17 protein-coding genes are annotated in these 22,130 nt (G+C 57.4%); 10 read left to right on the forward strand and 7 right to left on the reverse strand.

Going from position 1 to position 22,130, the window contains the following annotated elements; translation table 11 throughout:
* Nucleotides 1–42: 42 nt before the first annotated feature.
* Both DSM3645_RS02410 and carB read right to left on the reverse strand, forming a co-directional pair.
* Nucleotides 43–1,773, reverse strand: coding sequence for a hypothetical protein (locus tag DSM3645_RS02410; protein WP_002650413.1), 1,731 nt, complete (start codon nt 1,771–1,773; stop codon nt 43–45).
* Between the two features lie 96 nt (nt 1,774–1,869).
* Nucleotides 1,870–5,136 (reverse strand): carbamoyl-phosphate synthase large subunit, encoded by a 3,267-nt coding sequence (gene carB, locus DSM3645_RS02415; protein ID WP_002650415.1) that lies wholly within the window; start codon nt 5,134–5,136, stop codon nt 1,870–1,872.
* 297 nt (nt 5,137–5,433) lie between these two features.
* Here carB and DSM3645_RS02420 point away from each other — a divergent pair, with 297 nt between their 5' ends.
* The 4 genes from DSM3645_RS02420 (at nt 5,434) to DSM3645_RS27570 (ending at nt 10,195) form a co-directional block, all read left to right on the forward strand.
* Nucleotides 5,434–5,991: a DNA-3-methyladenine glycosylase I gene (locus DSM3645_RS02420; RefSeq protein WP_040352017.1), complete on the forward strand. Its 558-nt coding sequence runs from the start codon at nt 5,434–5,436 to the stop codon at nt 5,989–5,991.
* A 125-nt stretch (nt 5,992–6,116) separates the two neighbouring features.
* Nucleotides 6,117–6,665 (forward strand): cysteine hydrolase family protein, encoded by a 549-nt coding sequence (locus tag DSM3645_RS02425; RefSeq protein WP_002650417.1) that lies wholly within the window; start codon nt 6,117–6,119, stop codon nt 6,663–6,665.
* A 288-nt stretch (nt 6,666–6,953) separates the two neighbouring features.
* Nucleotides 6,954–8,378 (forward strand): dockerin type I domain-containing protein, encoded by a 1,425-nt coding sequence (locus DSM3645_RS02430; RefSeq protein WP_002650418.1) that lies wholly within the window; start codon nt 6,954–6,956, stop codon nt 8,376–8,378.
* 176 nt (nt 8,379–8,554) lie between these two features.
* Nucleotides 8,555–10,195 carry a GAF domain-containing sensor histidine kinase gene (locus DSM3645_RS27570; RefSeq protein ID WP_002650419.1) on the forward strand — a complete coding sequence of 547 codons (1,641 nt, stop codon included), beginning with the start codon at nt 8,555–8,557 and terminating at the stop codon, nt 10,193–10,195.
* A 29-nt stretch (nt 10,196–10,224) separates the two neighbouring features.
* Here the strand turns inward: DSM3645_RS27570 and DSM3645_RS02440 are convergent, their stop codons facing one another.
* On the reverse strand, nt 10,225–10,431 hold the full coding sequence (locus DSM3645_RS02440) for a SlyX family protein (RefSeq protein WP_002650420.1): 207 nt from the start codon (nt 10,429–10,431) through the stop codon (nt 10,225–10,227).
* A 306-nt stretch (nt 10,432–10,737) separates the two neighbouring features.
* Between DSM3645_RS02440 and tkt the strand changes: the two genes are divergently transcribed.
* The 3 genes from tkt (at nt 10,738) to DSM3645_RS02455 (ending at nt 16,153) form a co-directional block, all read left to right on the forward strand.
* Complete coding sequence (gene tkt, locus DSM3645_RS02445; RefSeq protein WP_002650421.1) at nt 10,738–12,780, forward strand: transketolase; 2,043 nt, start codon at nt 10,738–10,740, stop codon at nt 12,778–12,780.
* Nucleotides 12,781–12,958: 178 nt separating this feature from the next.
* Nucleotides 12,959–13,540: an HdeD family acid-resistance protein gene (locus DSM3645_RS02450; RefSeq protein ID WP_002650422.1), complete on the forward strand. Its 582-nt coding sequence runs from the start codon at nt 12,959–12,961 to the stop codon at nt 13,538–13,540.
* Between the two features lie 252 nt (nt 13,541–13,792).
* Nucleotides 13,793–16,153: a hypothetical protein gene (locus DSM3645_RS02455; RefSeq protein WP_002650424.1), complete on the forward strand. Its 2,361-nt coding sequence runs from the start codon at nt 13,793–13,795 to the stop codon at nt 16,151–16,153.
* A gap of 231 nt (nt 16,154–16,384) precedes the next feature.
* Here the strand turns inward: DSM3645_RS02455 and DSM3645_RS30590 are convergent, their stop codons facing one another.
* From DSM3645_RS30590 to DSM3645_RS02470, 3 genes are all read right to left on the reverse strand, one after another.
* Nucleotides 16,385–16,804 (reverse strand): response regulator, encoded by a 420-nt coding sequence (locus DSM3645_RS30590; RefSeq protein WP_002650425.1) that lies wholly within the window; start codon nt 16,802–16,804, stop codon nt 16,385–16,387.
* Nucleotides 16,805–17,064: 260 nt separating this feature from the next.
* A complete protein-coding gene (locus DSM3645_RS02465) occupies nt 17,065–17,658 on the reverse strand; it encodes a hypothetical protein (protein WP_131282143.1) in 594 nt (197 codons plus the stop codon).
* A gap of 105 nt (nt 17,659–17,763) precedes the next feature.
* Complete coding sequence (locus tag DSM3645_RS02470; protein WP_002650427.1) at nt 17,764–18,528, reverse strand: hypothetical protein; 765 nt, start codon at nt 18,526–18,528, stop codon at nt 17,764–17,766.
* A 125-nt stretch (nt 18,529–18,653) separates the two neighbouring features.
* Between DSM3645_RS02470 and DSM3645_RS02475 the strand changes: the two genes are divergently transcribed.
* The 3 genes from DSM3645_RS02475 to DSM3645_RS02485 all read left to right on the forward strand — a co-directional run bounded on the left by DSM3645_RS02475 (nt 18,654) and on the right by DSM3645_RS02485 (nt 21,066).
* Nucleotides 18,654–19,514 (forward strand): hypothetical protein, encoded by an 861-nt coding sequence (locus DSM3645_RS02475; RefSeq protein WP_131282146.1) that lies wholly within the window; start codon nt 18,654–18,656, stop codon nt 19,512–19,514.
* Nucleotides 19,515–19,606: 92 nt separating this feature from the next.
* Entirely contained in the window at nt 19,607–19,873 is a 267-nt protein-coding gene (locus DSM3645_RS02480) for a hypothetical protein (RefSeq protein ID WP_002650429.1), read from the forward strand.
* Between the two features lie 8 nt (nt 19,874–19,881).
* Complete coding sequence (locus tag DSM3645_RS02485) at nt 19,882–21,066, forward strand: iron-containing alcohol dehydrogenase (protein ID WP_002650430.1); 1,185 nt, start codon at nt 19,882–19,884, stop codon at nt 21,064–21,066.
* Here the strand turns inward: DSM3645_RS02485 and DSM3645_RS02490 are convergent.
* Nucleotides 21,040–21,978: a hypothetical protein gene (locus DSM3645_RS02490; protein ID WP_002650431.1), complete on the reverse strand. Its 939-nt coding sequence runs from the start codon at nt 21,976–21,978 to the stop codon at nt 21,040–21,042. The two genes, DSM3645_RS02485 and DSM3645_RS02490, sit on opposite strands and share 27 nt — an antisense overlap.
* Between the last annotated feature and the right edge of the window lie 152 nt (nt 21,979–22,130).

Raw genomic sequence — 22,130 nt, forward strand, 5'->3', positions numbered from 1 at the left:
GAGAGCTTGGGTAAAAACGGGCGTGACCGAACTAGAATTCGATCATTCTTCCGAAGGACTTGCGGTTTCCAGCGAAGGCTGTTCCTCCACCTCTAACTCGATTGCAATTTCGTCTTGTGCAACTTCCCACGGCGGCGGATCAAGGAACTTCTTCTGGGGCTGGGGAAAGCGGATCACCATATCGCCGTCTTCAAAGGTCTGAGCCGTAGGCTCGGGAAGCCATTCGCCGGCTTCAATATCACCGTTGGTGGAAGTGCCGCCGTCATCCTTGCGATCCATGAATATGCTGTAAAGCAAGTAGCCGGGCGCTCGCTGCTCGTAGTGGAGACGATCGCCGGAATAGGGGTCCTGCAAGAGCAGGGGATCGATGCGATTGGCCAGCGCGTCGAGCGAGGCGGGATAGTCGCCGGACTCCGCTTTCATGAGCTCGAGCGCTACGGCGACCCTGAGTAGTTGGACTTGGAGGTTCAGTCGTTCTTCGGCTTGACCGGCTTGCGTCACGGCGGGAAGCAAGAGCATTCCGAAAAACTGAGCAATCCATTCTCCGCGGCTCGATTGGTTAAAAATGGCGCCGGCCAAATTGCTGGGATCTTTGATTCCAGCGGCCATCGTTTCAATCTCGATTTCCAGCTGATCCGCCGCCGCTTGACGTTCATTGAGGTCTTTGATTTCTAAGATTACGACCATGCGGTCGTACCATTCATTCAGTTTGACTAGCATCGCGTTGCGATCGAAGGGGACGTGGGCAAGCGCCGACAGTTGGTCTGCATCGCCCAGCAGGTCATTGGCCGCTCCTTCCTGCGTGCAAAGAGCGACTGCCGCATCGAGTCCCATCATGCGTTCCGTCGTGCCGATTGCGAGCGCCATTTCGTCGAACGGTTGGAGCTGCGCCAAAAACTGCTCGATTTCGCCAAGCAGCTGAGCATCGCACTGGCCGCTGCTTAGCAGCACTTGCAACTCGCCGCAGGCCATACCTCGGACCGCCGCGCTCACCAGCAGCTCGACGAGAAAGCCGGGGCGAGAGTGACAGCGGCTGAGCACAAAGAGGGTCTTCATATCCTCCCAGGCCTTGCGGGGGCGATTTTCACCAACATGCAACATCGCTCGAACGCTGAGGCATCGCGCCGCTTCGCGTTGTGCCTGGATGGTCTGCATCAAGCAATTGAGGATCGCATCAGACTGGTTATTCAAGAAGCTGGGGGAGGGGAGAAAGTACTTCGGCCGTTCGTTGATTTCATGCAGCTTAGCGAAGTGCGGCGCTTGTTGATCCAGCCAATCGGCTAGCGGCGGCAGTTGTTCGCGCGTCCAAGGGGTCCAGTACGCGAGTCCGACTGCGACTAGCGCATCCGTCTTGGTGAGCGGCGTCAAGTCTTGGGCGTCGGCGTTCACTGCTTGTTGTTGATTCAGCCAATCCGTGACCGCATCGAGCGTAGCGTCGCTGCCCGAGTGAACCATGCCGTGTTGACTAGGCTGCGACATTTGCAACGCATTGCAAACCCAGGCTTGTTCTTCCGGAGTCAACTCGCACGGCCACATCGCTTGCAGATAGGGGATCGCAGCGTTTTCCTGAGGCTCGACGTTCGCTGCTTGCATCTCGAGAATCGCTCGCTCGTAGTCAATCAATCCATTCGCGTTCAACGGCCCTGTCAGATAGGTCGTCTGTTTCGAGAGGATAATCGGCCCCGATGGACCGGCGATGATCCAAACGAGCGAAAAGATCGTCAGCAACAAAACGCCGCCAATGATGAGCAGATAGAGGGTCGTCTTTTTCATGGAACGCGAGCGTGCTGACGAAACGCGAATGGGAAAGCCGACGCGATTTTAACAGCACGATCGCCCCAAGGCGAACATTCACCGCATGTTGCGGCTCTACTGCTCGCCCATCTTTTGAAAACGGTCCTGTAACGACAGCACATTCATCTCGCCGTTGCGAAGCGCTTCCATCGCTTTGGCGGCGGCTTCGGCGGCTTGGATCGTCGTGATGCAGGGGACGCCATGTTGCACGGCGGCGGCGCGGATGCGGCCTTCGTCGGTGCGGGCTCCTTTGCCGCTGGGCGTGTTCATCACCAGCGAGACGGCGCCGTCGATCAACAGGTCTAGCAGGTTCGGATGACCCTCGGCCAGCTTTTTGATTTGCTCGACCTTCAGACCCTCTTCACGCAAGCGTTTGGCGGTTCCTTCGGTGCAGACCAGTTGGAAGCCCAGCGAGTCGAGTCGTTTGGCGATCTCGACAATATGCTCTTTGTGGCGCGGCGACACGCTGAGGAAGATTTTGCCATCTTCCGGTTGGGGCAAAAGGATGCCGGCGGCGAGTTGGCTTTTGGCGAAAGCGATCGAAAAGCGTTCGCTGATCCCCATCACTTCGCCGGTCGAACGCATCTCGGGACCCAGGACGATATCGACGCCGCTGAACTTGCGGAACGGGAAGACCGACTCTTTGATCGAGACGTGCGCGGGGATCGGTTCTTTGGTGACGCCCAATTCCGGCAGGGTCATGCCGGTCATCACCTTGGCGGCGATCTTGGCGACTTGCATGCCGGTCGCTTTGGCGACAAACGGCACCGTGCGGCTGGCGCGAGGATTCACTTCCAGCACATAGACGTTCATCTTGCCATCTTCTTGCTTGACGGCGAACTGCACGTTCATCAAGCCGATCACCTTCAGCTTGCGCGCCATCGCAACGGTCGCTTCGCGAATTTCATTCACGACTGGGCCCGGCAAGCTGTAGGGAGGAATCGAACACGCCGAGTCGCCGGAGTGGACGCCGGCTTCTTCGATATGCTCCATGATGCCGGCGACAACGACGTTCTCGCCGTCGCTGATGCAGTCGACGTCGACTTCGGTCGCGTCTTCCAGGAAGCGGTCGATCAGGACCGGCTGACCTTGCGCGACCAGGAACGCTTCGGCGACGTAACGCTCGAACTGCTTATCGTCGTAGCAGATCTCCATGGCGCGGCCGCCGAGCACAAAGCTCGGACGAACCAGCGACGGATAGCCGACCTTGGCCGACTCGGTGCGAGCCTGGGTCATGGTTCGCGCGATCGCATTGGCCGGTTGCTTCAGGCCCAGCTGATTGAGCAACTTCTGGAACTTTTCGCGATCTTCGGCCGCTTCGATCGTGTCGACGCTCGTGCCGATGATCGGGACGCCGGCAGTCGCCAAAGCTCGCGCCAAGTTCAACGGGGTTTGTCCGCCAAACTGCACGATCACTCCGTCGGGCTGCACCTTGTCGCAGATGTTCAGCACGTCTTCGGTCGTCAGCGGCTCGAAGAACAGAATGTCGCTGGTGTCGTAGTCGGTGCTGACCGTCTCGGGGTTGCTGTTGACCATGATCGATTCGATCCCCAGTTCGCGCAGTGCGAAACTAGCATGGCAGCAGCAATAGTCGAACTCGATTCCTTGGCCGATCCGGTTGGGACCGCCGCCGAGAATCATCACGCGTTTCTTGTCCGGATTCTTCGCCGGCGTTTCATCTTCGTCCTCATAGGTCGAATAGAAATAAGGCGTGTACGCTTCAAACTCGGCGGCGCAAGTGTCGACCGATTTGAAGGTGGTGATCACGCCGAGCTTCTTCCGCTGTTTGCGAACTTCCAGCTCGCTGCTGCCTAGCAGCGTCGCGAGTTGGCGATCGGAATATCCGAACTGCTTCGCTTCTTTCATCTGAGCGGCGGTGATCGCGCTTAGCGAGCCGATCGCGGCTAGTTCTTCTTCTTTTTCGACCAACTGTTGCAGCTGATCGATGAACCAGGGATCGATGAAGGTCAGCTGGTAGATCTTTTCCAGCGTCATGCCCGACTTGATCGCATACCGCAGATACCAGGGACGGTCGGCGTTGGGCGTGCTGAGCTTGGCCCGAATCTCGTCATCCGACGGCTGCTCTTCGGTTCCCCACAGATCCTTGCCGTCGCTGCCGAAACCGAAACGTCCGACTTCGAGCCCGCGCAGCGCTTTTTGGAATGATTCTTTGAAGGTGCGGCCGATCGCCATCGTTTCGCCGACGCTCTTCATTTGCGTCGTCAGCGTCGCGTCCGCTTCGGGGAATTTCTCAAACGCAAATCGCGGAATCTTGGTGACGACGTAGTCGATCGTCGGCTCGAAGCAGGCGAGCGTCTCGCGCGTGATGTCGTTCGGCAGTTCGTGCAGCAAATAGCCGACCGCTAGTTTGGCCGCGATCTTGGCGATCGGAAAACCGGTCGCCTTTGACGCGAGCGCCGAACTGCGACTGACGCGGGGATTCATCTCGATGACGATCATTCGGTCCGAATGCGGATCGTTGGCGAACTGAATGTTCGAGCCGCCGGTCTCGACGCCGATCTCGCGAATCACCGCGAGCGAAGCGTCACGCATCCGCTGGTATTCTTTGTCGCTAAGCGTCTGAGCCGGAGCGACCGTGATCGAGTCGCCGGTGTGGACGCCGACCGGGTCAAAGTTTTCGATCGTACAGATGATCACGACGTTGTCGGCGACGTCGCGCATCACCTCCATCTCGTACTCTTTCCAACCGATCACTGACTCTTCAATCAGCACTTCGTTGACCGGCGATTGATCCAGGCCGTTACGGACTAGCGAGTCGAACTCTTCGCGGTTGTAAGCGATCGCCGAGCCCGATCCGCCCATCGTGAAGCTGGGACGAACGACGGCCGGCAGGCCGATTTCGTCGAGCACGGCTCGCGCTTCTTGAATCGTATGGACCGTTCCGCCGCGACAGACTTCGAGCCCGATCTTTTCCATCGCCGCTTTGAACTGCTCGCGTTCTTCCGCTTTGGCGATGACGGCGGCGTTGGCGCCGATCATCTCAACGCCGTACTTTTCGAGCACGCCGTGTTTCTCTAGTTCCATCGCCAGGTTCAACGCGGTCTGTCCGCCGAGGGTCGGCAGCAGCGCATCGGGGCGCTCTTTGGCGATGATTTTTTCGATGATCTCCCACGAGAGCGGCTCGATATAGGTGCGATCGGCCATGTCGGGGTCGGTCATGATGGTGGCCGGGTTGGAATTTACCAACACCACCTCATATCCTTCCTCGCGCAGCGCCTTGCAGGCCTGAGTGCCGGAGTAATCGAATTCGCAGGCCTGGCCGATGATGATCGGACCAGAACCAATGAGCAGGATTTTCTTGATGTCGTCGCGTCGCGGCACCGTGGTCCCAGTTCTGTTGAAAAAGACAAAGTGGGAAAGATCGTTCCACCCTCTAGGGGCAGAGGCTTCGGCGTAAAATCCCTCCAATTTAACCCCAGGAAAGAGTCGCGTACAAGCGGGAGGAGCAATGGAATTGGTCGAGAATTCCCGCGAACCGAAGTGGGGCCCCCTTTTTTGCTTTGCCTGTCCGAAGCTGTAACGCTTGGCGGCGGCGATCATCCGAACCACAGCGGCGGAAGGCTGGGCGACCAGCCTTCCGCGTTTTGTTCGAGTCGAAACTCAACCCAGATTGATCTGATGCCAAAACGATGCAAATGGGCTGACAGCAATGATTTGCTAGGCGCCTATCACGACGAAGAGTGGGGAGTTCCCGAGTACGACAGTCGAGCGCTGTGGGAAAAATTGATGCTGGATGGGTTCCAGGCCGGCTTATCGTGGCTGACCATTTTGCGCAAGCGAGCCGCCTTTCGCGAAGCGTTCGCTCAGTTTGATCCTGAGCAGGTCGCGCGGTTTGGCCAACGGGACGTCCATCGGCTCCTAGAAAATGCCAAAATCGTCCGCTCTCGCGCTAAGATCGAATCGACGATTCAGGGGGCTCGAATTTACCTGGCGATGCATGAATCGGGCGAAGACTTCTCGACATTCGTCTGGAAACTGGCCGGAGGAAAGCCGATCCAGAACAACACCGGAGTTGTGCCGACGAAGACTCCTCTATCCGAAGCGATCTCGAAAGAGCTCAAACACCGCGGCTTTAAATTTGTCGGTCCGGTGATCGTTTACGCCTGGATGCAGGCGACCGGAATCGTCAACGACCACGCGGCCGATTGTTTTCGACGGAAGGCCGTGAAGAAGTAGCGGCGTCGCCAAAGGAAAACTCTTTGACCGTCGGAATGCGCCGCGATATCGTGACGTCACGATCCGCCGCGGCTTGTGCTAAGCAAAGCATTACTCGGCGGAAACATCGCGAAAGGGTAAAGTGAATGGCGAAATACGCGTTGATCGTGATCGATATTCAAAATGACTATTTTCCAGGCGGTCGCTGGGCTTTAAGTGGGATGGAGCAGGCCGCCGACAATGCGGCGCAACTCTTGAGCGCTGCCCGCGCGTCGGGAGACTTAGTCGTGCATATCCGGCACGAGTTTCCGACCGCCGATGCGCCGTTCTTTGCCCCAGGTTCTAGCGGAGCGCAGATCCACCCCAAGGTGCAGAACTTGGCTAGTGAGCCGGTTGTGCTAAAGCACCACATCAACGCATATTGCGAAACTGAGCTGAAATCAATTTTGGACGCGTCCGGGATTGAGAAGGTGGTGATTTGCGGCGCGATGAGCCATATGTGCGTCGATGCGGCGACGCGGGCTTCCAGCGATTTGGGCTACCAATGCACCGTGGTGCATGACGCGTGCGCTGCACGCGATCTCGATTTCAACGGAGTGCACGTCCCGGCTGCCCAGGCGCACGCCGCATTTATGGCGGCATTGCAATTTGGCTATGCGACGTCGGTATCTACCGCAGAATTTTTGGCTAGCTAAGCAGTGCGCTGGGCGGATTTGGGCGAGCAAACGCCGTATATTTCGTAGAACGCCTATTTGGGTGGTGAGTTGCCGTTGCGGGTACCCGAAGGGCGGATATGTAAGATTTTCAAGAAAATTCCGCCGGACCGTTCCAATCCCCCCAGATTGTCCTTATAACGGAGTACACGGTCACAGGATGAGGGCAAGCGCGGGCCTCGGACCTCCCTGAAACCTCACACCTTGGCGTACGGACGGAACACCGGCGTCTCAGGCAACCTCCTCATATTCTGGGCAAGCAACATCGCCATGTGGCGACCTCAAAGCGGACATCCCCTGCGCGTCCGGCGTATCCATGTACGTCGAGGCGCATCGATCGAGTCGCTCGAAGTTCGAGCGATGCTCGCCGCCGACGCGTTTCTAGACGCCGACTTTGTATTGGGTGATGCTCCTGCAGATTTCGAGGCAACGCCGCCGCCGGCGCCCAACTTCGGACCACGTCAGTTCGAGTTAGAAGGAGAGCAGGTCGACGCGTCTCCTGTTCTTCTGCACTTTAGCATCGTTACGGACCCCACCGAGTTTTCCGATTCTGACCACGGCAGCGTTGAGCAATTGCCAGAGAGCATGCTCCGCACCCACGAGTGGGATCGTTATTTTGTGGAAGTTTGGGTGGAATCGGGCGAATCGGTCGACGATATGTCGGTCGACCTGAATTATCAGACCGAGTTTGCGACTCCACGGAATGTGACCTTTGGGCCGGCGTTCGCCAGCGGCCAGTTTTCGATCGACGACCAGGTTGGCGAACTACGCAATGTTACCGCACACGCGCAGCCGCCGATTGCAGGCGATGGGGCAGCGGAGGGCCTGGTGTTGTTTGCTCGAATTGAATTTGGCGCGGACTCGATCCGAGACAACGTCAAGCTCGACCTCGAAACAGGCACGGTTGGTCCGCATTCGCTAGAACTTGAGATGGTGCGCAGCGCAGCGATGACATCGGACGGGAACGCGCTGGACGTCCAATCGGCCGAAGCCCCCGAGTTTGGGCTTGTTCCGGTGATCTACGATCTGAATGACGATCAATCGATCAATATGATTGATTTGTCGATGATGATTCGCGCACTCGGCAATTCGACCAGTGCACCCAACGGTAATGCGGCCTGGTACGCGGACGTCAACAAAGATTACGTCGTGTCGCTCATCGACATGTCTTATATGATTCGGAATTTGGGCAAGAACTGGGGCTCGTCAGAAATCGAGTTTCCGGCGAACTATCCCGAGGCCTGGATCGCCGAAACTACGGTCGGCGGCGGGGAATATCCCGGCGGCGGAACGGGTCCCGGTGATGAAGGAGACCCCGGCGACGGCGGTCAGAACGACCCGCCGTTGCGTTTTGTTCCCATTGACGTCGGCGGCAACCGGTTGGCGCCGGATCCAGCGATGTTGTTGGCCCTGCAGGCGCTGTTGCGGGTCGAGTTCGTCTTTCCGGTCGGATTCGATTTTACTCTGCTGCAAGGGAACGTCTCCTATTCGGATGGAGACAACGACGGCGATAAAGAGACGTTTCTGCAGATTGAAGCCGACGATCAACTGTTTGAGACGGAAATCGAAATCGAGATCATGACCGAGTTGATCGACAGTGATGAACTGTGGAGCGCCTGGTCAGGCACGATCAGCAGTTATTTTGGGGACGTTGTCGCCGGTCTGAAGGATCTCTTCCTTGACGACGAAGAGTAGCCGGACAGGCTCGTCGTGCTTTCTTCAGGTAATTCGCAGCCGTCGGGTGCAGATTGCTCTTTGGTGCGGCTTGGAAACTGCGGGTATCCCCCATTTCTAAAATCTTCGCTTCGTGAATCTCGTCGTACAGACTAGACTTCGGCAAACAAATCTCCCATGCGCGATGATTTTGCACGATGGAAAAGACCGACGAAATTGAGCGACTGCGCCGATCCGACGAGATTTTGCGAACAACCATTCTGCAAATCGGCGAGCAGTCGGGGCTTCCCTATTTGCAGTCGCTCGTCAACTCATTGGGAGCGGCGTTCGATAGCAAGTTGGCCTTTGTCGGCCAATTGTCGCCCGAGGATCCAACAAAGGTGCTGGTCTTGGCCCATTGGGAGCGAGACGAACACCTTCTGCCCCAGGATCTGATCTATGATCTGACCGATACGCCTTGCGAACAGATTGCCTGTAATTGCCTGGCGATTTACCGGGACGACGTCCAGGAGATGTTTCCCAAGGATGAAATGCTGCGCGAATTTGGCTACGTCAGCTATGCAGGGGCGCCGCTCACCAATTCGCGCGGCGAAGTGATTGGATTACTGTCGTTGCTGAACGATAAGCCGTTTGACGACATCGAGTTGATCACGTCGATGTTAAAGTTATTCGCCTCCGGCGCCGGCAAAGAACTCGAGCGTAAGACGGCGGAATCCAATTTGCAGGAGAACGAGCATCGTTTGCAATTGATTGTTGATCTGACCAGCGACGTGGTCTGGGATTGGGATATTGTAAACGACACGATCAGCTACTCTGACCGCATTTATGAGACGCTGGGATACACCGTCGAAGAAATGGGATCGCAGCGGATGACGATTTATTCGTTAATGCATCCCGAGGATCTGCCGGAACACCTTGCTTGGCTCGACGGCTATCTCAAGGGGTCGGAGGGAGGGGAATTCTCCTTCGATCTGCGGCTGCAAGCCCGCGACGGACGCTATCGATGGATTCACTCTTCCGGCACGCTGATACGCGATGAAAAAGGGGAGCCGAAGCGAATGCTGGGCGCGTTTACCGATGTCTCTGAATCGAAAGAAGCGGAGGTGGAACGGGAGCGACTCATTTCGGAACTGGAATTCAAAAACTCAGAGCTAGAGCGGTTTACCTACACCGTTTCGCATGAGCTTCGCAGTCCGCTCGTGACGCTCAGCGGTTTTGTCGGAATACTGAAAGAAGATATCGAGCGCAAAGAGGCCGAAGCGGTCAAGCAAGATTGCCATGAGATCATGCAGGCGGTTCGTAAAATGGGAACGCTGCTCGACAACCTGTTGGAATTGTCGCGCGTCGGTCGCGTTTTGGATCCCCATGAAATTGTTCCGCTGCACGAATTGGTGCAAGAGTCGATGTCTCTGCTGGACGCGCGTATCAAGAACGCCGGCATTCAGATCAACATCAAAGACGCGCTGCCGACGATTAGCGGCGATCGCGTCCGCTGGCAGCAAGTGTTTCAGAACCTGCTGGAGAATGCGGTCAAATATCGGTGCTCGCAAAATCCTTCGATTGAAATCGGCGTGATCACCGGCAGAGACCGCCCGCCGACGATTTTTGTTAAAGACAACGGCATCGGCATCGATCCGAAGTTTCATCAGCGCGTTTTCGGATTGTTTGAAAAGCTCGATCCGCGCACCGAAGGGACCGGCGTCGGACTGGCGCTGGTGCAGCGGATTATTCAATTGCAGGGAGGACGCATCTGGCTCGATTCGCCGGGGCCAGGGCAGGGATGCACCTTCTACATCGAGCTGCCCGCGGTCGAACCGCAACCCATCGAAACCGTCTAGTTTGTCCTGCTCGGATTCCGCTGCAACGATTAATAGTGCGGCGGGCGTTCTTCGTCAGGGCTGCGTTTCTCGGTCATCTGTTCACGAACATCGCGTAGTTCGTTGGAGAACTGTTGGCAATGTTTGGTTACTTTGTCGAGTTGGTTCGCCTGTTGAATGACCACTTCGTTGAGGACGCGGAGCGTCTCTTCGAGATAGGTCACCAGCTCTTCCAAGCGTTCAATACGTTGTTCCATGTGCGGGACTCGTTGGGTTTTTAGGTCAGAATCAACAATTGGAAAAAAGGGGAAGGCCCCAAAAATAGTGGTCCGAAGCGGCGAATTCAAAGGGGTGGGAAGTTAATGCTCCGCTTTGACCGCCATTAAGGTCCAAAGAAAGCCTTCTTTTGGCGGGTTCGGCATCGTTGACGCTTCGCTTTCGAGACCGGTACAATAGCCGGTTTGCGGAACGAGTGCGCCGTTGTGCGCTCCGACCGGCCGATCGTTGCAAGCTTCCGCTGCGATCCCCTTCTTATTTTACTGTCACGCGAGAATTGAAGCCGAATGTCCGTTTCCACAACCAGCATCGAACAGCTAACGATCAACGCCATCCGTACCTTGTCGATGGACGCCGTTCAGGCGGCTAATAGCGGTCACCCCGGCACGCCGATGGCGCTTGCTCCGGTCGCCTACACGTTGTGGTCCAATCATCTGAACTATGATCCCAACTATCCCCGTTGGGCGGGACGCGATCGCTTCGTCTTGTCGTGCGGTCACGCGTCGATGCTAATTTACTCGCTGCTGCATCTGGCCGGCGTGAAGAACAAAAATGGCGGCGACGAGCTATCGGTCAAAATCGACGACATCAAACGATTTCGTCAGTTGCACAGCCCATGCGCCGGCCATCCGGAAAGCTACGAAGTCACCGGAATCGAAACGACGACCGGTCCGCTAGGCCAAGGCGTCGCAAACAGCGTCGGCATGGCGATGGCCGCCGAGTATGAACGTACCCGCTATAACCGTCCCGGCCATGAAGTGTTTGGTTATGACGTTTACGCGATTTGCAGCGACGGCGACTTGATGGAAGGGGTCGCTTGCGAAGCGGCGTCGATCGCCGGTCACCTGAAGCTGTCGAACCTTTGCTGGATCTACGACGACAATCATATCACGATCGAAGGGGACACCGAACTCGCATTTAGCGAAGATGTCGCAACTCGCTTTGAAGGTCTTGGTTGGCACGTGGTGAAGGTTGCCGACGCGAATAACTTGGGCTTGTTGAACGCTGCTTACGATTCATTCAAAGCGACCGAAGACAAACCGACCTTGATCATCGTGCGCAGCATCATCGCATGGGGCGCGCCGACAATGGCCAACACGCATGGCGCTCACGGCGCTCCCCTGGGCGAAGCCGAAATTGCCGCGACCAAAGAAGCCTACGGCTGGAGCTACGACAAATTTGCGGTTCCGACCGAGACGACCGAGCACTTCGCCGAAACGATGGGCGCTCGTGGAGCGTCGGCTCGCACCGATTGGGAAGCGAAATTCGCCGTCTATGAAAAAGCGTTCCCGGCCGAAGCGAATGAATGGAAGCAGATCATGTCGGGCGATTTGCCGACCGAGTGGGACGCCGAACTGCCGAAGTTTGACGCCAATCCGAAGGGAGTCGCGTCTCGCGCTTCCGGCGGTCAGGTGCTTAATGCGATCGCCAAAAGCGTACCCAGCTTGTTGGGCGGTTCGGCCGACTTGGAGCCTTCGACCAAAACCGGTTTGAAGTTCCCCGGCGCCGGCAGCTTTTTGGCGGACGACCACAGCGGCCGCAACATGCACTTCGGCATTCGCGAACATGCGATGGCTGCGATCGCCAACGGCTTGTGCTTGTCGGGATATCGGCCCTTCATCTCCACGTTCTTCGTCTTTAGCGACTATTTGCGTCCGTCGATGCGATTGTCGGCGATCATGGGATTGCCGGTGCTCTACATCTTCACGCACGATTCGATCGGTGTCGGCGAAGATGGACCGACCCACCAACCGGTAGAGCACCTGACCGCGATTCGCGCGATTCCGAACGTCGCGGTCTTCCGTCCGGGGGACGCCAACGAAGTGTCGCAAGCCTACAAAGCGGTGATGGAACTAACCGATCGCCCGTCGATCATCGTCCTGACTCGCCAAAACCTGCCGACGCTGGACCGCGATAAATATGCTTGCGCCAGCGGAACCACTCGCGGCGGATACGTGTTGGCCGATTGCGGCGGCACGCCGGAAGTGATTTTGATGGCGACCGGCAGCGAACTGTCGATGGCGGTGGAAGCGTACGAAACGTTGAAGGCCGACGGGATAAAAGCTCGCGTGGTCAGCATGCCGTGCGCCGAGTTGTTCGAGAACCAAGACGCCGCCTACCAAGAAAGCGTTCTGCCGAGCAGCGTCGTGGCTCGCGTCGCGGTCGAAGCCGGCGTTCGCCAGTCTTGGGATAAATATCTCGGTTTCCGCGGCCGGTTTGTCGGCATGAAAGGGTTTGGGGCCAGCGCTCCGGCGGATGAGCTCTTCCCCTACTTTGGCATTACGGCCGAAAACGTCGTGAAAGAAGCGAAGGCTTCGATCGCCGGCTAGAGTCGCCAGAGTAACCGCTAACATCGCTAAAATCCTCGGCCCTGGCCGGGGATTTTTTTTGCGCACTTCGACTCGTAGTCGCCGCCTGGCGCCGAAACGGCGGCTAGAGTCCTAGTAGCGGTTTTACCAAACAAGCAAACAACGTCCCCCTCATTTTGTTACCGGGAGCTCTCGAGCTATGTCCAACGAAACCAATTTTCCTCCGGAAATCCGTCACGAATTACACGACTTGCGTAAGGAATGGTGCTGGTTCCTGTTTCTCGGCATCGGTCTGATCGTACTGGGCCTCGTCGCTTTGGGCTCTGCGTTCATTACTTCGTTGGCGGTCATCGTCTTTTTCGGTTTGCTGATGGTATTGGGCGGAGCGGCGCAAATCGCCAGCGCCTTTTGGGCAGGTCGCTGGAGCGGCATGGCATTGCACCTTCTGCTCGGTATTTTCTACGCAGTCGTCGGCATGTTGATGATTGACGCTCCGATCGATTCTCTGAAAGCGGTCACCCTGCTGATCGCCGCCTTTTTGATCGTGGGCGGACTCTTCCGCATCGTCGCAGCGCTGACGATTCGCTTCCCGGCCTGGGGTTGGCAGATGCTCTCCGGAGTGATCAGCGTTTTGCTGGGCTTGATGATCAACAAAGGATGGCCCGACAACTCGTTCTTTATCGTCGGCATGTTTCTGGGCATCGAATTGATTTTCAGCGGTTGGTACTGGGTGATGCTGTCGATCGGCATTCGTACCTTGCCCGACTCGCCGGCCGCTTAACCGCGAGCGAATCCACTTGCAGCGGCTGATCCGAAGGGCCGGCTGTAGCGATTTTAACGGCGTCGGCTAATTGCGACGCCGTTTTGCTGCGCATGTGGATCTCCGTTGATGCGGGAAATCATCAGTCGAGAATCGGCGCTTCTGCGAATGACGACCTAATCTATAGAAGCGTAGACGAATTTACGCAACGAGACTCGAGGCGGTCGCTTCCTGGGCCGAAGCGCCGAGTCACCCGAATCCTGTCGTGGAATCATGGAAGACGTAAATCCCCAAGTGAGAAAATCTCCCCTCGATGACCTGGCGACTGCCATCGGCCGTCAGCGCGATCGTGCGCGGACCGTATTGACCGAGCGACGCCAGTCGCTCGAGCAGATCGAACTTCGAATCCTGCAGCAGTTGAAGACGGTCACCGACGGATTGCAGAGCAAAGAACAAACGCTGGATGGGCAAGCAGGCGAACTCTCTGCGACCACCGAAAAGCTGCAAAGCGACTCTGCTGAACTGACCGCTTCCGTCGCAGCGTTCCAACAGCAACAAGCGCAATGGCAAGCCGAACGGCGACAGCGTGAGCAAGAGCAACAATCCCGCCAGGACGAGCTGAACGAGCTTGCCGCTCAATTGGCCGAACGGGAGCAAGCGCTCCTGCAACGCCAGCAACAATTCTCAGAGCAGTGCGGCGAATCAGGCGAACTGCAGAAATCGCTGGCCGAAGCGGACAGTCGCGCCGACGATCTCCAGGCGAAGCTGCATCAGGCCGAGCACGAAATCGCCCGCGTCCGTATGGACGCCGAGAGTCGCACCGAAAGTCTGCAAGCGAAGCTGCAGCAAACCGAGCAAGAAGTCGCACGCATCAATAAAGAGGCGGACAATCTACGTGGCGATCGCGAAGCCCACGTCGCCCAGCGTGAGCGTCTGACTGCCGATTGCGAATCGTTGCGAACCGAGCTGAGCGTCGCGCGCAGTGAAGTCGCCCAAGCCGAGAAAAAGCAGATCGAGCTTGCGAGTCGCCGCGATCAACTGCAATCCGCACAAGAGTCGCTGACGAACGAACTCGCGACCGCTCAGTCGCAGCGCGACGATTTCCGTCGACAATACGAAGACCTGCAAAGTCGTGTCGGGCAATCGGAAGTCGACGCCCAGTCGTTACGCGATCAGCTGGAAGCGTCGCGCAAATCGCAGCACGAACGCAGTGCCGAAGTCGCTCAGATCGCCGCCGATCGCGATAAGTTGCGCACCGAGCTTGACGCGCTGCATCAGCAAGCGGCTGCCGAATCTCAACAAGCCTCGGAACTTTCGGCCAAACTGTCGGAAGTCCAGAAATCGCTGGATCACAAAGAGGCGGAAGCCGGCAAGTTGGCGGCGCAAGTCACCGCACTCCAACAGCAGCAATCCGAAGCACTGCTGCAAGGCGAAGAGTCGCTTGCCGGAATAGAACTCGAACTGGTTACGCTGCGTGACGAACTAGCGACCGCCCAGGCCGATGCTTCGAGTCGCGAAGAATTGACGGCGAAGCTGCTGTGCGCAGAATCAGAACGAGAAGAGCTGCGGCAACAGTTGCAAAGCCGTGAAAGCGAACGATCTGGTTTGAACGACGAGTCGGACAAACTGCGGATCGAAAACGAAGATCTGCGTCGACAGCTCGATGAAATCCAAGGCGAACTGAAAAGCCAGCTCGATGCGTCGCAAGTGGCCCTCTTCCAAGCACGCGGCGATTCAGAGCAGATTCGCGAACAAGTCGGCTCCCTGCGTCGACAATTGGAAGCGGAGCAAGAAAAGTCGGCGGCGCTGGAGCAAGAAAACGAGCGAATCGCGGCCGAATCTGGTTCCGGAGAATCAAGCGACGAACTTTCGGCCGAACTTCGCCGCGACAAAAATGACCTGCTCGAAAAAATCAGCGACCTGCAGAGACAATTGCAGGAGGGGGGATCCGGCGAAGCCGAGGCCGACGCCGAAGAGATCGAAACGCTGCGGCGGCGTCTGCAAATGTCGCTCGATGATTTGAAACAAACCAAAGCGGCCAATGCCGAGCTGGAAGCGAAACTGAAGAAAGCGGGATCGGCTGGACCTCCAACCGCCGCCAATGACGACGGCATGGATTGGGAAGCGACCAAACGACGCATGTTGGCGCAGCTGGAAGCCGACTACGACGAGGACTTGGACGAAGAAGAGCGTCGCGAAAAGATGAAGATCCAAGATGCGATCGCCAGCACCGATCGAGCGATCAGAGTCAAAGAAGAAGAGCTGGCGGAACTGCGCCATAAATTGGACGAATCGCAACAAGGCAACGCAGCCGCCGCCAACGGTCTCGCGATGGGCGCCAATGCGATCGCCGAGATGCTCGATCAAGACGACCTGGTGAAGCAGGAACGCGAGAACCTGAAAAATCTGCAAGCGCAATGGAAAGACAAGCTGCGAAAAGCGGAAGTCGACATCTCGGTCGAGCGAGCGAAAATCGCGCGCGAACGAGCCGAGCTAGAAGACAAATTGCAGCGTCTGGAAAATGAGCGGGACAAACTCAGCAAGCTGAGTCCCTCGACCGGCAACAAGGGTGACGACAAGCCGACTCGCGGCAACTGGCTCTCACGCTTAGGTCTAAAAGACGGCGACAGTTAGGACAGCGCCGTGGAAGGAGATCGGCGATATCGCCTGCTTCCGCTCCAAGTGCGTTCCGAGATTCGTCCTCTCCCTCTACTCGGTCGAGCGGGCCGGCAGTTGAAGCGCACAAAGACCAGCGACATTGTGGGGCGAGTGTTCGGCTAGTTGAACGACCAAGAAACGAAAAAAACGCAGGCGGCGCCCCTGCCGCCTACGTCATTATAATCGCCCAGTCTGCCCCTGTGGCGATTATGTACGCAGGTCCGTGAGTTGCCAGGCGAGGGCCATCGGCCGTCTCGCCGAGCGTCGAATCAGCGTTTGATTGACAAGCTCACGAAGTTGTCTTGGTAAATAAGGCTTTGCCAAAAAGTCGCAACATCCGGCGTCTCGCCAATCGCTGATCAATTCGGCTTCGGATCCGGCGCTGACGGCTACGATGGATCGGCGGAAACCGAGCAATCGCAACTCGTACGTGACTTCAATGCCGTTAAGCGTCGGAAGTTCGTAATCGACAAGGATAATGTCAAACACTTCTCCGCCAGCGACTCGCTCTAACGCATCCCGACCATCGTCGACAATTTTTACGACATAGCCGTTCTTGCGCAAGATCGTCGCAGCGAGGAGTTGATCGAGCGGATTATCTTCGATAAGTAAAACGCGTCTGTCCAAAGGATCTTCCCTGCTGAAGGGAGTTTGGAACCTCCGCAACGATACACGATGTATCGTGCTTGTGTACCGCAAACCTAGAATGTTTTGCTTGGCGCAGGCCTGCAAAATCAGGGATTTGCGGAGAACCGTGAAGAGGGGGGGTATTGCGGGTATACCGCAACGGCCGTTTTTCTCCCGCTCACTTTGCCATTGAGCCGCATGCGCGGCGGCGCTTCCTCTTTTGGGTAGTTGATAACGGAAGCGCGACGCCAACGATTGACTTAGAACGAATCGCTGCTATCCAGCGATTGGCGCTGAACGATGGGATGCTCCAAAAAAGGAGCCTTTGCGCCAGCGATTTGAAAGACGCCAGCGGTGTGGCTCGTCGCTTTGAAGTGCTCGCCGCAAATGATCAGCCCGACAATTCCGGCGAGAAACAGCAGTAAGCAGACGCCAGCCAATACGGCGCTTTCCCACGCGATCGCCGAAATCGTACAGCCCAGCAGCGCTAGCCAAATCAACGAAACGATCGCGATCTTTGTTTTGCGGCGACCGTTACAGTTTGGGCAAAGCGCATAGTCGATCTGCAGCGGCTTGCGGACCAGCATCGATCCGATCACGACAAAAATGGGCCCCGCCAAAAGCAGTAAGAAGATCCAAGGGGGCGTCCAATAGATCTTCCGATCGAAGCGCCGGCCTTCACCTGCGTCGTCTCCGCAGTGGATGCAGACGTGGGGAAGTTGGATCGGCGTACGGGCTTCCAGCTTGTTTCCTCGCACGCGATAGCCTGTTTCGGCGACCGAGACGCTCACGTCAGCCATCGGAGACGCAAAGGGATTCATCTCTGGCACGATGATCGTTTCGTCGCTGGCCATCGTCGTTCCTGGCGGCTGAGTAAGAATTGTTTGCTTCCAGATCTTAAGGATAACGGCAGCTTCGCGCAAAATTCAACTGTTTCCTCCCGCAAAAGTTGCGACCTTCTAGCCGGCGACCTCTTGGATCGTTAGCAACCAGGTCGAGAGGTTCTCGAAGCGGGCCCGGTCATAGTTCGACTCTTTGGTCGAATTCATCCCTTTGTTCAGCTGCGAAAAGCCGGGACCGATGACGGCGTTGACGCAGCGCGCCTGAATGAACTCCGCCAGGGTGCGAAAATTCGTCTCGCGGCTGGGAACGACCGGGATGCCTGCTTTGCGATAGGCGAACGCGTTGCGATCGATCCGCATCCGAATCAACGGATCGCGACACAGGATTTCGAGATAAATGGTAATGGACGTTCGCGGGCGCGAAGAGAGGGACGCGGTGTTGGAGTTTGTCTCGGCGTAGAGTTGCGAGTCATGCGGATCGAGTTCCAGCGTGCCGCTCTTGCGGACGAACTCGGGCACAATATCGAGTAGAAAGAACTTGTCCCAGGGGATGCGACCGGTCCAGCGCGGGACGTCGACCACAAATGCGTCGGGTTCGAGGATCGCGCTTTTCAGTGGATAGCGCGGCGGCGCCGGGACTTCGACCAGTTCTTTTTCGGCGACCACACGCACGGCGATGTCGGCGCGGCCCAGGGCTGCGGCCGCTTCGAGCGCCTCTTTTTCAGAAAGATTCCGGAGCAATACGCCGGGGCGACGATGGAGCGTTTGGAGAAACTCGGCCGGGATCTCGCCGCTGAACGGTGCGAGAATCACCGCGGCGTCTCTCACCGAGAACTGGGCGGCAGGATCACGCAGCAGGGCGAATTGCGGTTCGTCGTTCATTCTAGCCCCTCATCGATCGGAACCATTTGTTTGTATCACAAATTCCTGGCCGCGGCGCGACCAAAGCGAGCGATTTGCCGCCGAGTTGCGTATATTGAATGGGACCAATGGACCGGGATCGCCTGATGAGTCAAATCACTTACGACGCCGAATCAACGCCTGCCGTGCGCGACGCCGTCCCCTGGCGTACCCCAGCGTTCGCCTGCTGTTATGGCGTAGCGATGATCGCCGTGATGGCGCAGTTGACGCTGACGCATTTAGGTCTTGTCTGGCAGACATGCATACCTTGCTTGGCCGCTTCGTTGGCGATTGGTTTCTATCTTCTGGCAATCTCGCCGTCACGATTTGCACTGACGTTTTTCATCTTGGGAGGTTCTCACGCAATTGTTGTAGCGATCGCCTACTGGTCATTCTGGCGGGACAATCCGGAAATGGCCAACATGCTGTTTTTGCGCCATGGTCTCGTCTTCTGGTCGGCGACCGCATTGTTGTCCGCCGCGATCGCCTATTGGAATCGGCGTCGCTGTTGGCGGATTCAGCGCATCATCGACGAAGAACCTACATCACCAAAGCGGATTTCCCTACCGATCACCACGCTCGACTGCGTTTACTTGACGGCGATTCTTGTCGCCATGGGCCTATTCCAAAAATGGGCGATCGGCCCGCTGGCCGAGTCGCTGCCGATGGGGATTGTGGTGGTGATCATGCTAGCCGGATACATGCGCTGCGGGCTTTCGCCGGGGGGACGCGGATTCTCTCCGGTGGCCATGATCTTTACCGGGCTCGGTTGCTTGTCTTTCGGGTGTTTAATCCTGTGGGTCTATTACCCGCAACACAGTGCATTCCCGATCATGTTGGTTGGTATTCCGGCCATTTTATGGAGCGGAGTTTTGCTGTCGCTGCGCGGCGACGGATACCGTTTGGTGCGAGACTTTTCCACCATTGCCGACAAAGCCCCCATCGCCGAGCCGGATCCGCTAGCATGACGCGTGCTAGTCACCCTTTACAGCGGCTATTGGCTTTGCCACGATTGCTTAGTTCGTTTTCCAGACGCATTGTTTCCCGGGAGAGACCGACCATGTCTCAAAACTTCTCGAAACACCAACAGAACATCATCCGCAACTACTACGACAATCGGGATTCGATCGCGATTCAGAAGTTGCAAGAGAACATCACCGAGCTTTATCTCGCCGAAGGGAAAAAGCGAGCGACCGTCTGGAAACGCGTGATCGGCCATCTCGAAAAGCTGAAAGTTCCCCAGGCGCAAATCGATCATTTCGTCTCGAAGGATGACGCGACGCTGGTTGCGAAGTTTCTCGAAACGCTGCTCGCCAAGCAGGATTAGACGCCGCAATGGCCAACGACTGGAGCTTTTACTCGGCCGGCGAGCTGACCTTTGGCGCTGGCGCTAGTCAGCGCGTCGGCTTGTTGGCGACGCGGCGCAGCTGGTCGCGCGTGCTGATCGTTACCGACGCGACGCTGGTGCGACTAGGGCTGGTCGACAAGGTTCGACAGGCTTTGATCGACGCCGGCATCACGGTCGAAATCTTTGACGGCAGCTGCGCCGAACCCGATCTTAGCGTCGCCGTCGCGGCGCAGGCGGCGGCTCAAAAGTTTGGCCCCCACGCGATCTGCGGTCTCGGCGGCGGCAGCAACATCGACCTGGCCAAGATTGTCGCCATCTTGCATGCTCACGGCGGCGAAGCGGCCGACTATTTTAGCTGGGATCAGGTCCCCGGCGCGGTGACGCCGATCATCGCACTGCCCACGACCGCCGGGACCGGCAGTGAGGTTTCGCAATCGGCGGTGTTGACCGATATCGAAAACGCGATGAAGGTCAGCACGCTCAGCCAATATTTGCGGCCAACGTTGGCGATTGTCGATCCGCTCCTCTCGGCGACCTGTCCGCCGCAAGTAACGGCCGACAGCGGCATCGACGCATTGACGCACGCGGTCGAAGCCTACACGTCCACGACGTTCGATATGCTGGAACACGACAGCGACGCGCCGGCGCCTTATAGCGGTTCGCATCCGTTGGTCGACGCGCTCGCCGAAAAAGCGATCGCGCTGGTCGGTCAACACTTGGTGCAAGCCGTACGGCAGGGAGACGATATCGAGGCCCGCACAGGCATGGCCTTGGCGGCGACGTTGGCCGGGCTCGCTTTTTCCAACGCCGGAGTCGCCGTTGTGCATGCGTTGGAATACCCGATCGGCGGCGCAGTCCATTGCAGTCACGGCGGTGGAAATGGCCTGCTGTTGCCCTACGTGATGCAATTCAATTTGGAAACGCGAACCGAAAAGTTTGCCCGCGTGGCGCAACTACTTGGCGGCGAACCAACCGCCGCGGCGGCGATCACCCAAGTCGAACAACTCAAACAGGCGATCGGCATCCCCGCACGCCTGCGCGAGTATGGCGTCACGCCGGAGATGCTCCCCGGCTTCGCCGCCAAGAGCATCACGATCACGCGCTTGATGCGAACCAACCCGCGTCGCCCGAGCGAGCAAGACCTGTTAGCGATCCTCAAATCGGCTCTTTAACCGGTCGAAAAATCGCTCGAGCCGCGGAAACTCTTCTTCCAATTCGTCGAGCAATTCCACCACATGCTCGACGAGGCAATCGGCGACCGCCGATTCTTGCAGCACCCAATCAGGCACATAGTTTGGTCGCCATTGGGTGTGGGCGAACGAGATCGCTTGCTCGAAGTTCTCTTGTACCGCATTGTCGTCCATGGACGATTCCCAACAATCGACCAGGGAGTCAAGCGTGCCAAACGCAGCATCGCGGTTCGCCTCTTCGTCGCTGAGCGGCGGGCTGAGCGGTTCGCTGGGAGGGATCTCTTCGGCTTCGAGCAAGTTGCTGGTTGACATGGCGACGAGCGATTCCGTTTCAAGCGGCGCCGGGGGCTGATAGTAATGAGGGAACTGGATCTGGCCGCCGCGATCGGCATTTTTCCCGATGTTGCGAATCAAGTAGGTCAAATCGATCAACCCAACCACGCCCTCATCATCGACATCGTACGGGACAGCTTGCAACTGCGTCGCCGGAGCGCCGACCTGTTGGCCAGGATGATTGACGAACTCGGTTGTCGTTAGTTCGATGTTGGTGAGCGAAAACTGTAGGTCGGCGACGGTCGTGGGATAATTGTCTTCGACATCATTCGCCAGAGCTCCACCGGTCACCGGTCGAAAGCGAAAGCTGCCGAGCAAGAGGAATTCATCAATCGCGGCGTCGGTCGCGGCAAACTGGCTCGCGGTAATTTCCAATACCTCGCCGGTGTTCTGGACGTTCAACGAACCGACGCCGCTGCTAGGCGCAAGGCTGGCCAACTGAAACCACTGGTTGTTGTAATCGAGATTCAGCGAAACGTCCGTCAAGTCGCCAGAGATCTCGTCAGACCGACGGACCCAGACATTGACCCTGAACGTCTCCCATTCGTTGATCAAATCCAAGTCGCTCGGTAGGCTGACGATTTCACCCTGGGCGTCAACAACTGCTGCGGCGTCGCTGATAGTGAAATAGGCTTCGGCTTGGGGAAGATCATTTTAACTCCAAGGAATTATTGGTGACGCCGCCCCAGCTCGGCATGCGACGAAGTATCGCC

The sequence above is a fragment of the Blastopirellula marina DSM 3645 genome, assembly GCF_000153105.1.
Lineage (GTDB): Bacteria > Planctomycetota > Planctomycetia > Pirellulales > Pirellulaceae > Blastopirellula > Blastopirellula marina.

Bases quoted from the DNA above. Each gene is read 5' to 3' on its own strand.
- DSM3645_RS02410 (WP_002650413.1), bottom strand. From the start codon at position 1,773: ATGAAAAAGACGACCCTCTATCTGCTCATCATTGGCGGCGTTTTGTTG.
- DSM3645_RS02420 (WP_040352017.1), top strand. From the start codon at position 5,434: ATGCCAAAACGATGCAAATGGGCTGACAGCAATGATTTGCTAGGCGCC.
- DSM3645_RS02425 (WP_002650417.1), top strand. From the start codon at position 6,117: ATGGCGAAATACGCGTTGATCGTGATCGATATTCAAAATGACTATTTT.
- DSM3645_RS02430 (WP_002650418.1), top strand. From the start codon at position 6,954: ATGTGGCGACCTCAAAGCGGACATCCCCTGCGCGTCCGGCGTATCCAT.
- DSM3645_RS27570 (WP_002650419.1), top strand. From the start codon at position 8,555: ATGGAAAAGACCGACGAAATTGAGCGACTGCGCCGATCCGACGAGATT.
- DSM3645_RS02440 (WP_002650420.1), bottom strand. From the start codon at position 10,431: ATGGAACAACGTATTGAACGCTTGGAAGAGCTGGTGACCTATCTCGAA.
- tkt (WP_002650421.1), top strand. From the start codon at position 10,738: ATGTCCGTTTCCACAACCAGCATCGAACAGCTAACGATCAACGCCATC.
- DSM3645_RS02450 (WP_002650422.1), top strand. From the start codon at position 12,959: ATGTCCAACGAAACCAATTTTCCTCCGGAAATCCGTCACGAATTACAC.
- DSM3645_RS02455 (WP_002650424.1), top strand. From the start codon at position 13,793: ATGGAAGACGTAAATCCCCAAGTGAGAAAATCTCCCCTCGATGACCTG.
- DSM3645_RS02465 (WP_131282143.1), bottom strand. From the start codon at position 17,658: ATGGCCAGCGACGAAACGATCATCGTGCCAGAGATGAATCCCTTTGCG.
- DSM3645_RS02470 (WP_002650427.1), bottom strand. From the start codon at position 18,528: ATGAACGACGAACCGCAATTCGCCCTGCTGCGTGATCCTGCCGCCCAG.
- DSM3645_RS02475 (WP_131282146.1), top strand. From the start codon at position 18,654: ATGAGTCAAATCACTTACGACGCCGAATCAACGCCTGCCGTGCGCGAC.
- DSM3645_RS02480 (WP_002650429.1), top strand. From the start codon at position 19,607: ATGTCTCAAAACTTCTCGAAACACCAACAGAACATCATCCGCAACTAC.
- DSM3645_RS02485 (WP_002650430.1), top strand. From the start codon at position 19,882: ATGGCCAACGACTGGAGCTTTTACTCGGCCGGCGAGCTGACCTTTGGC.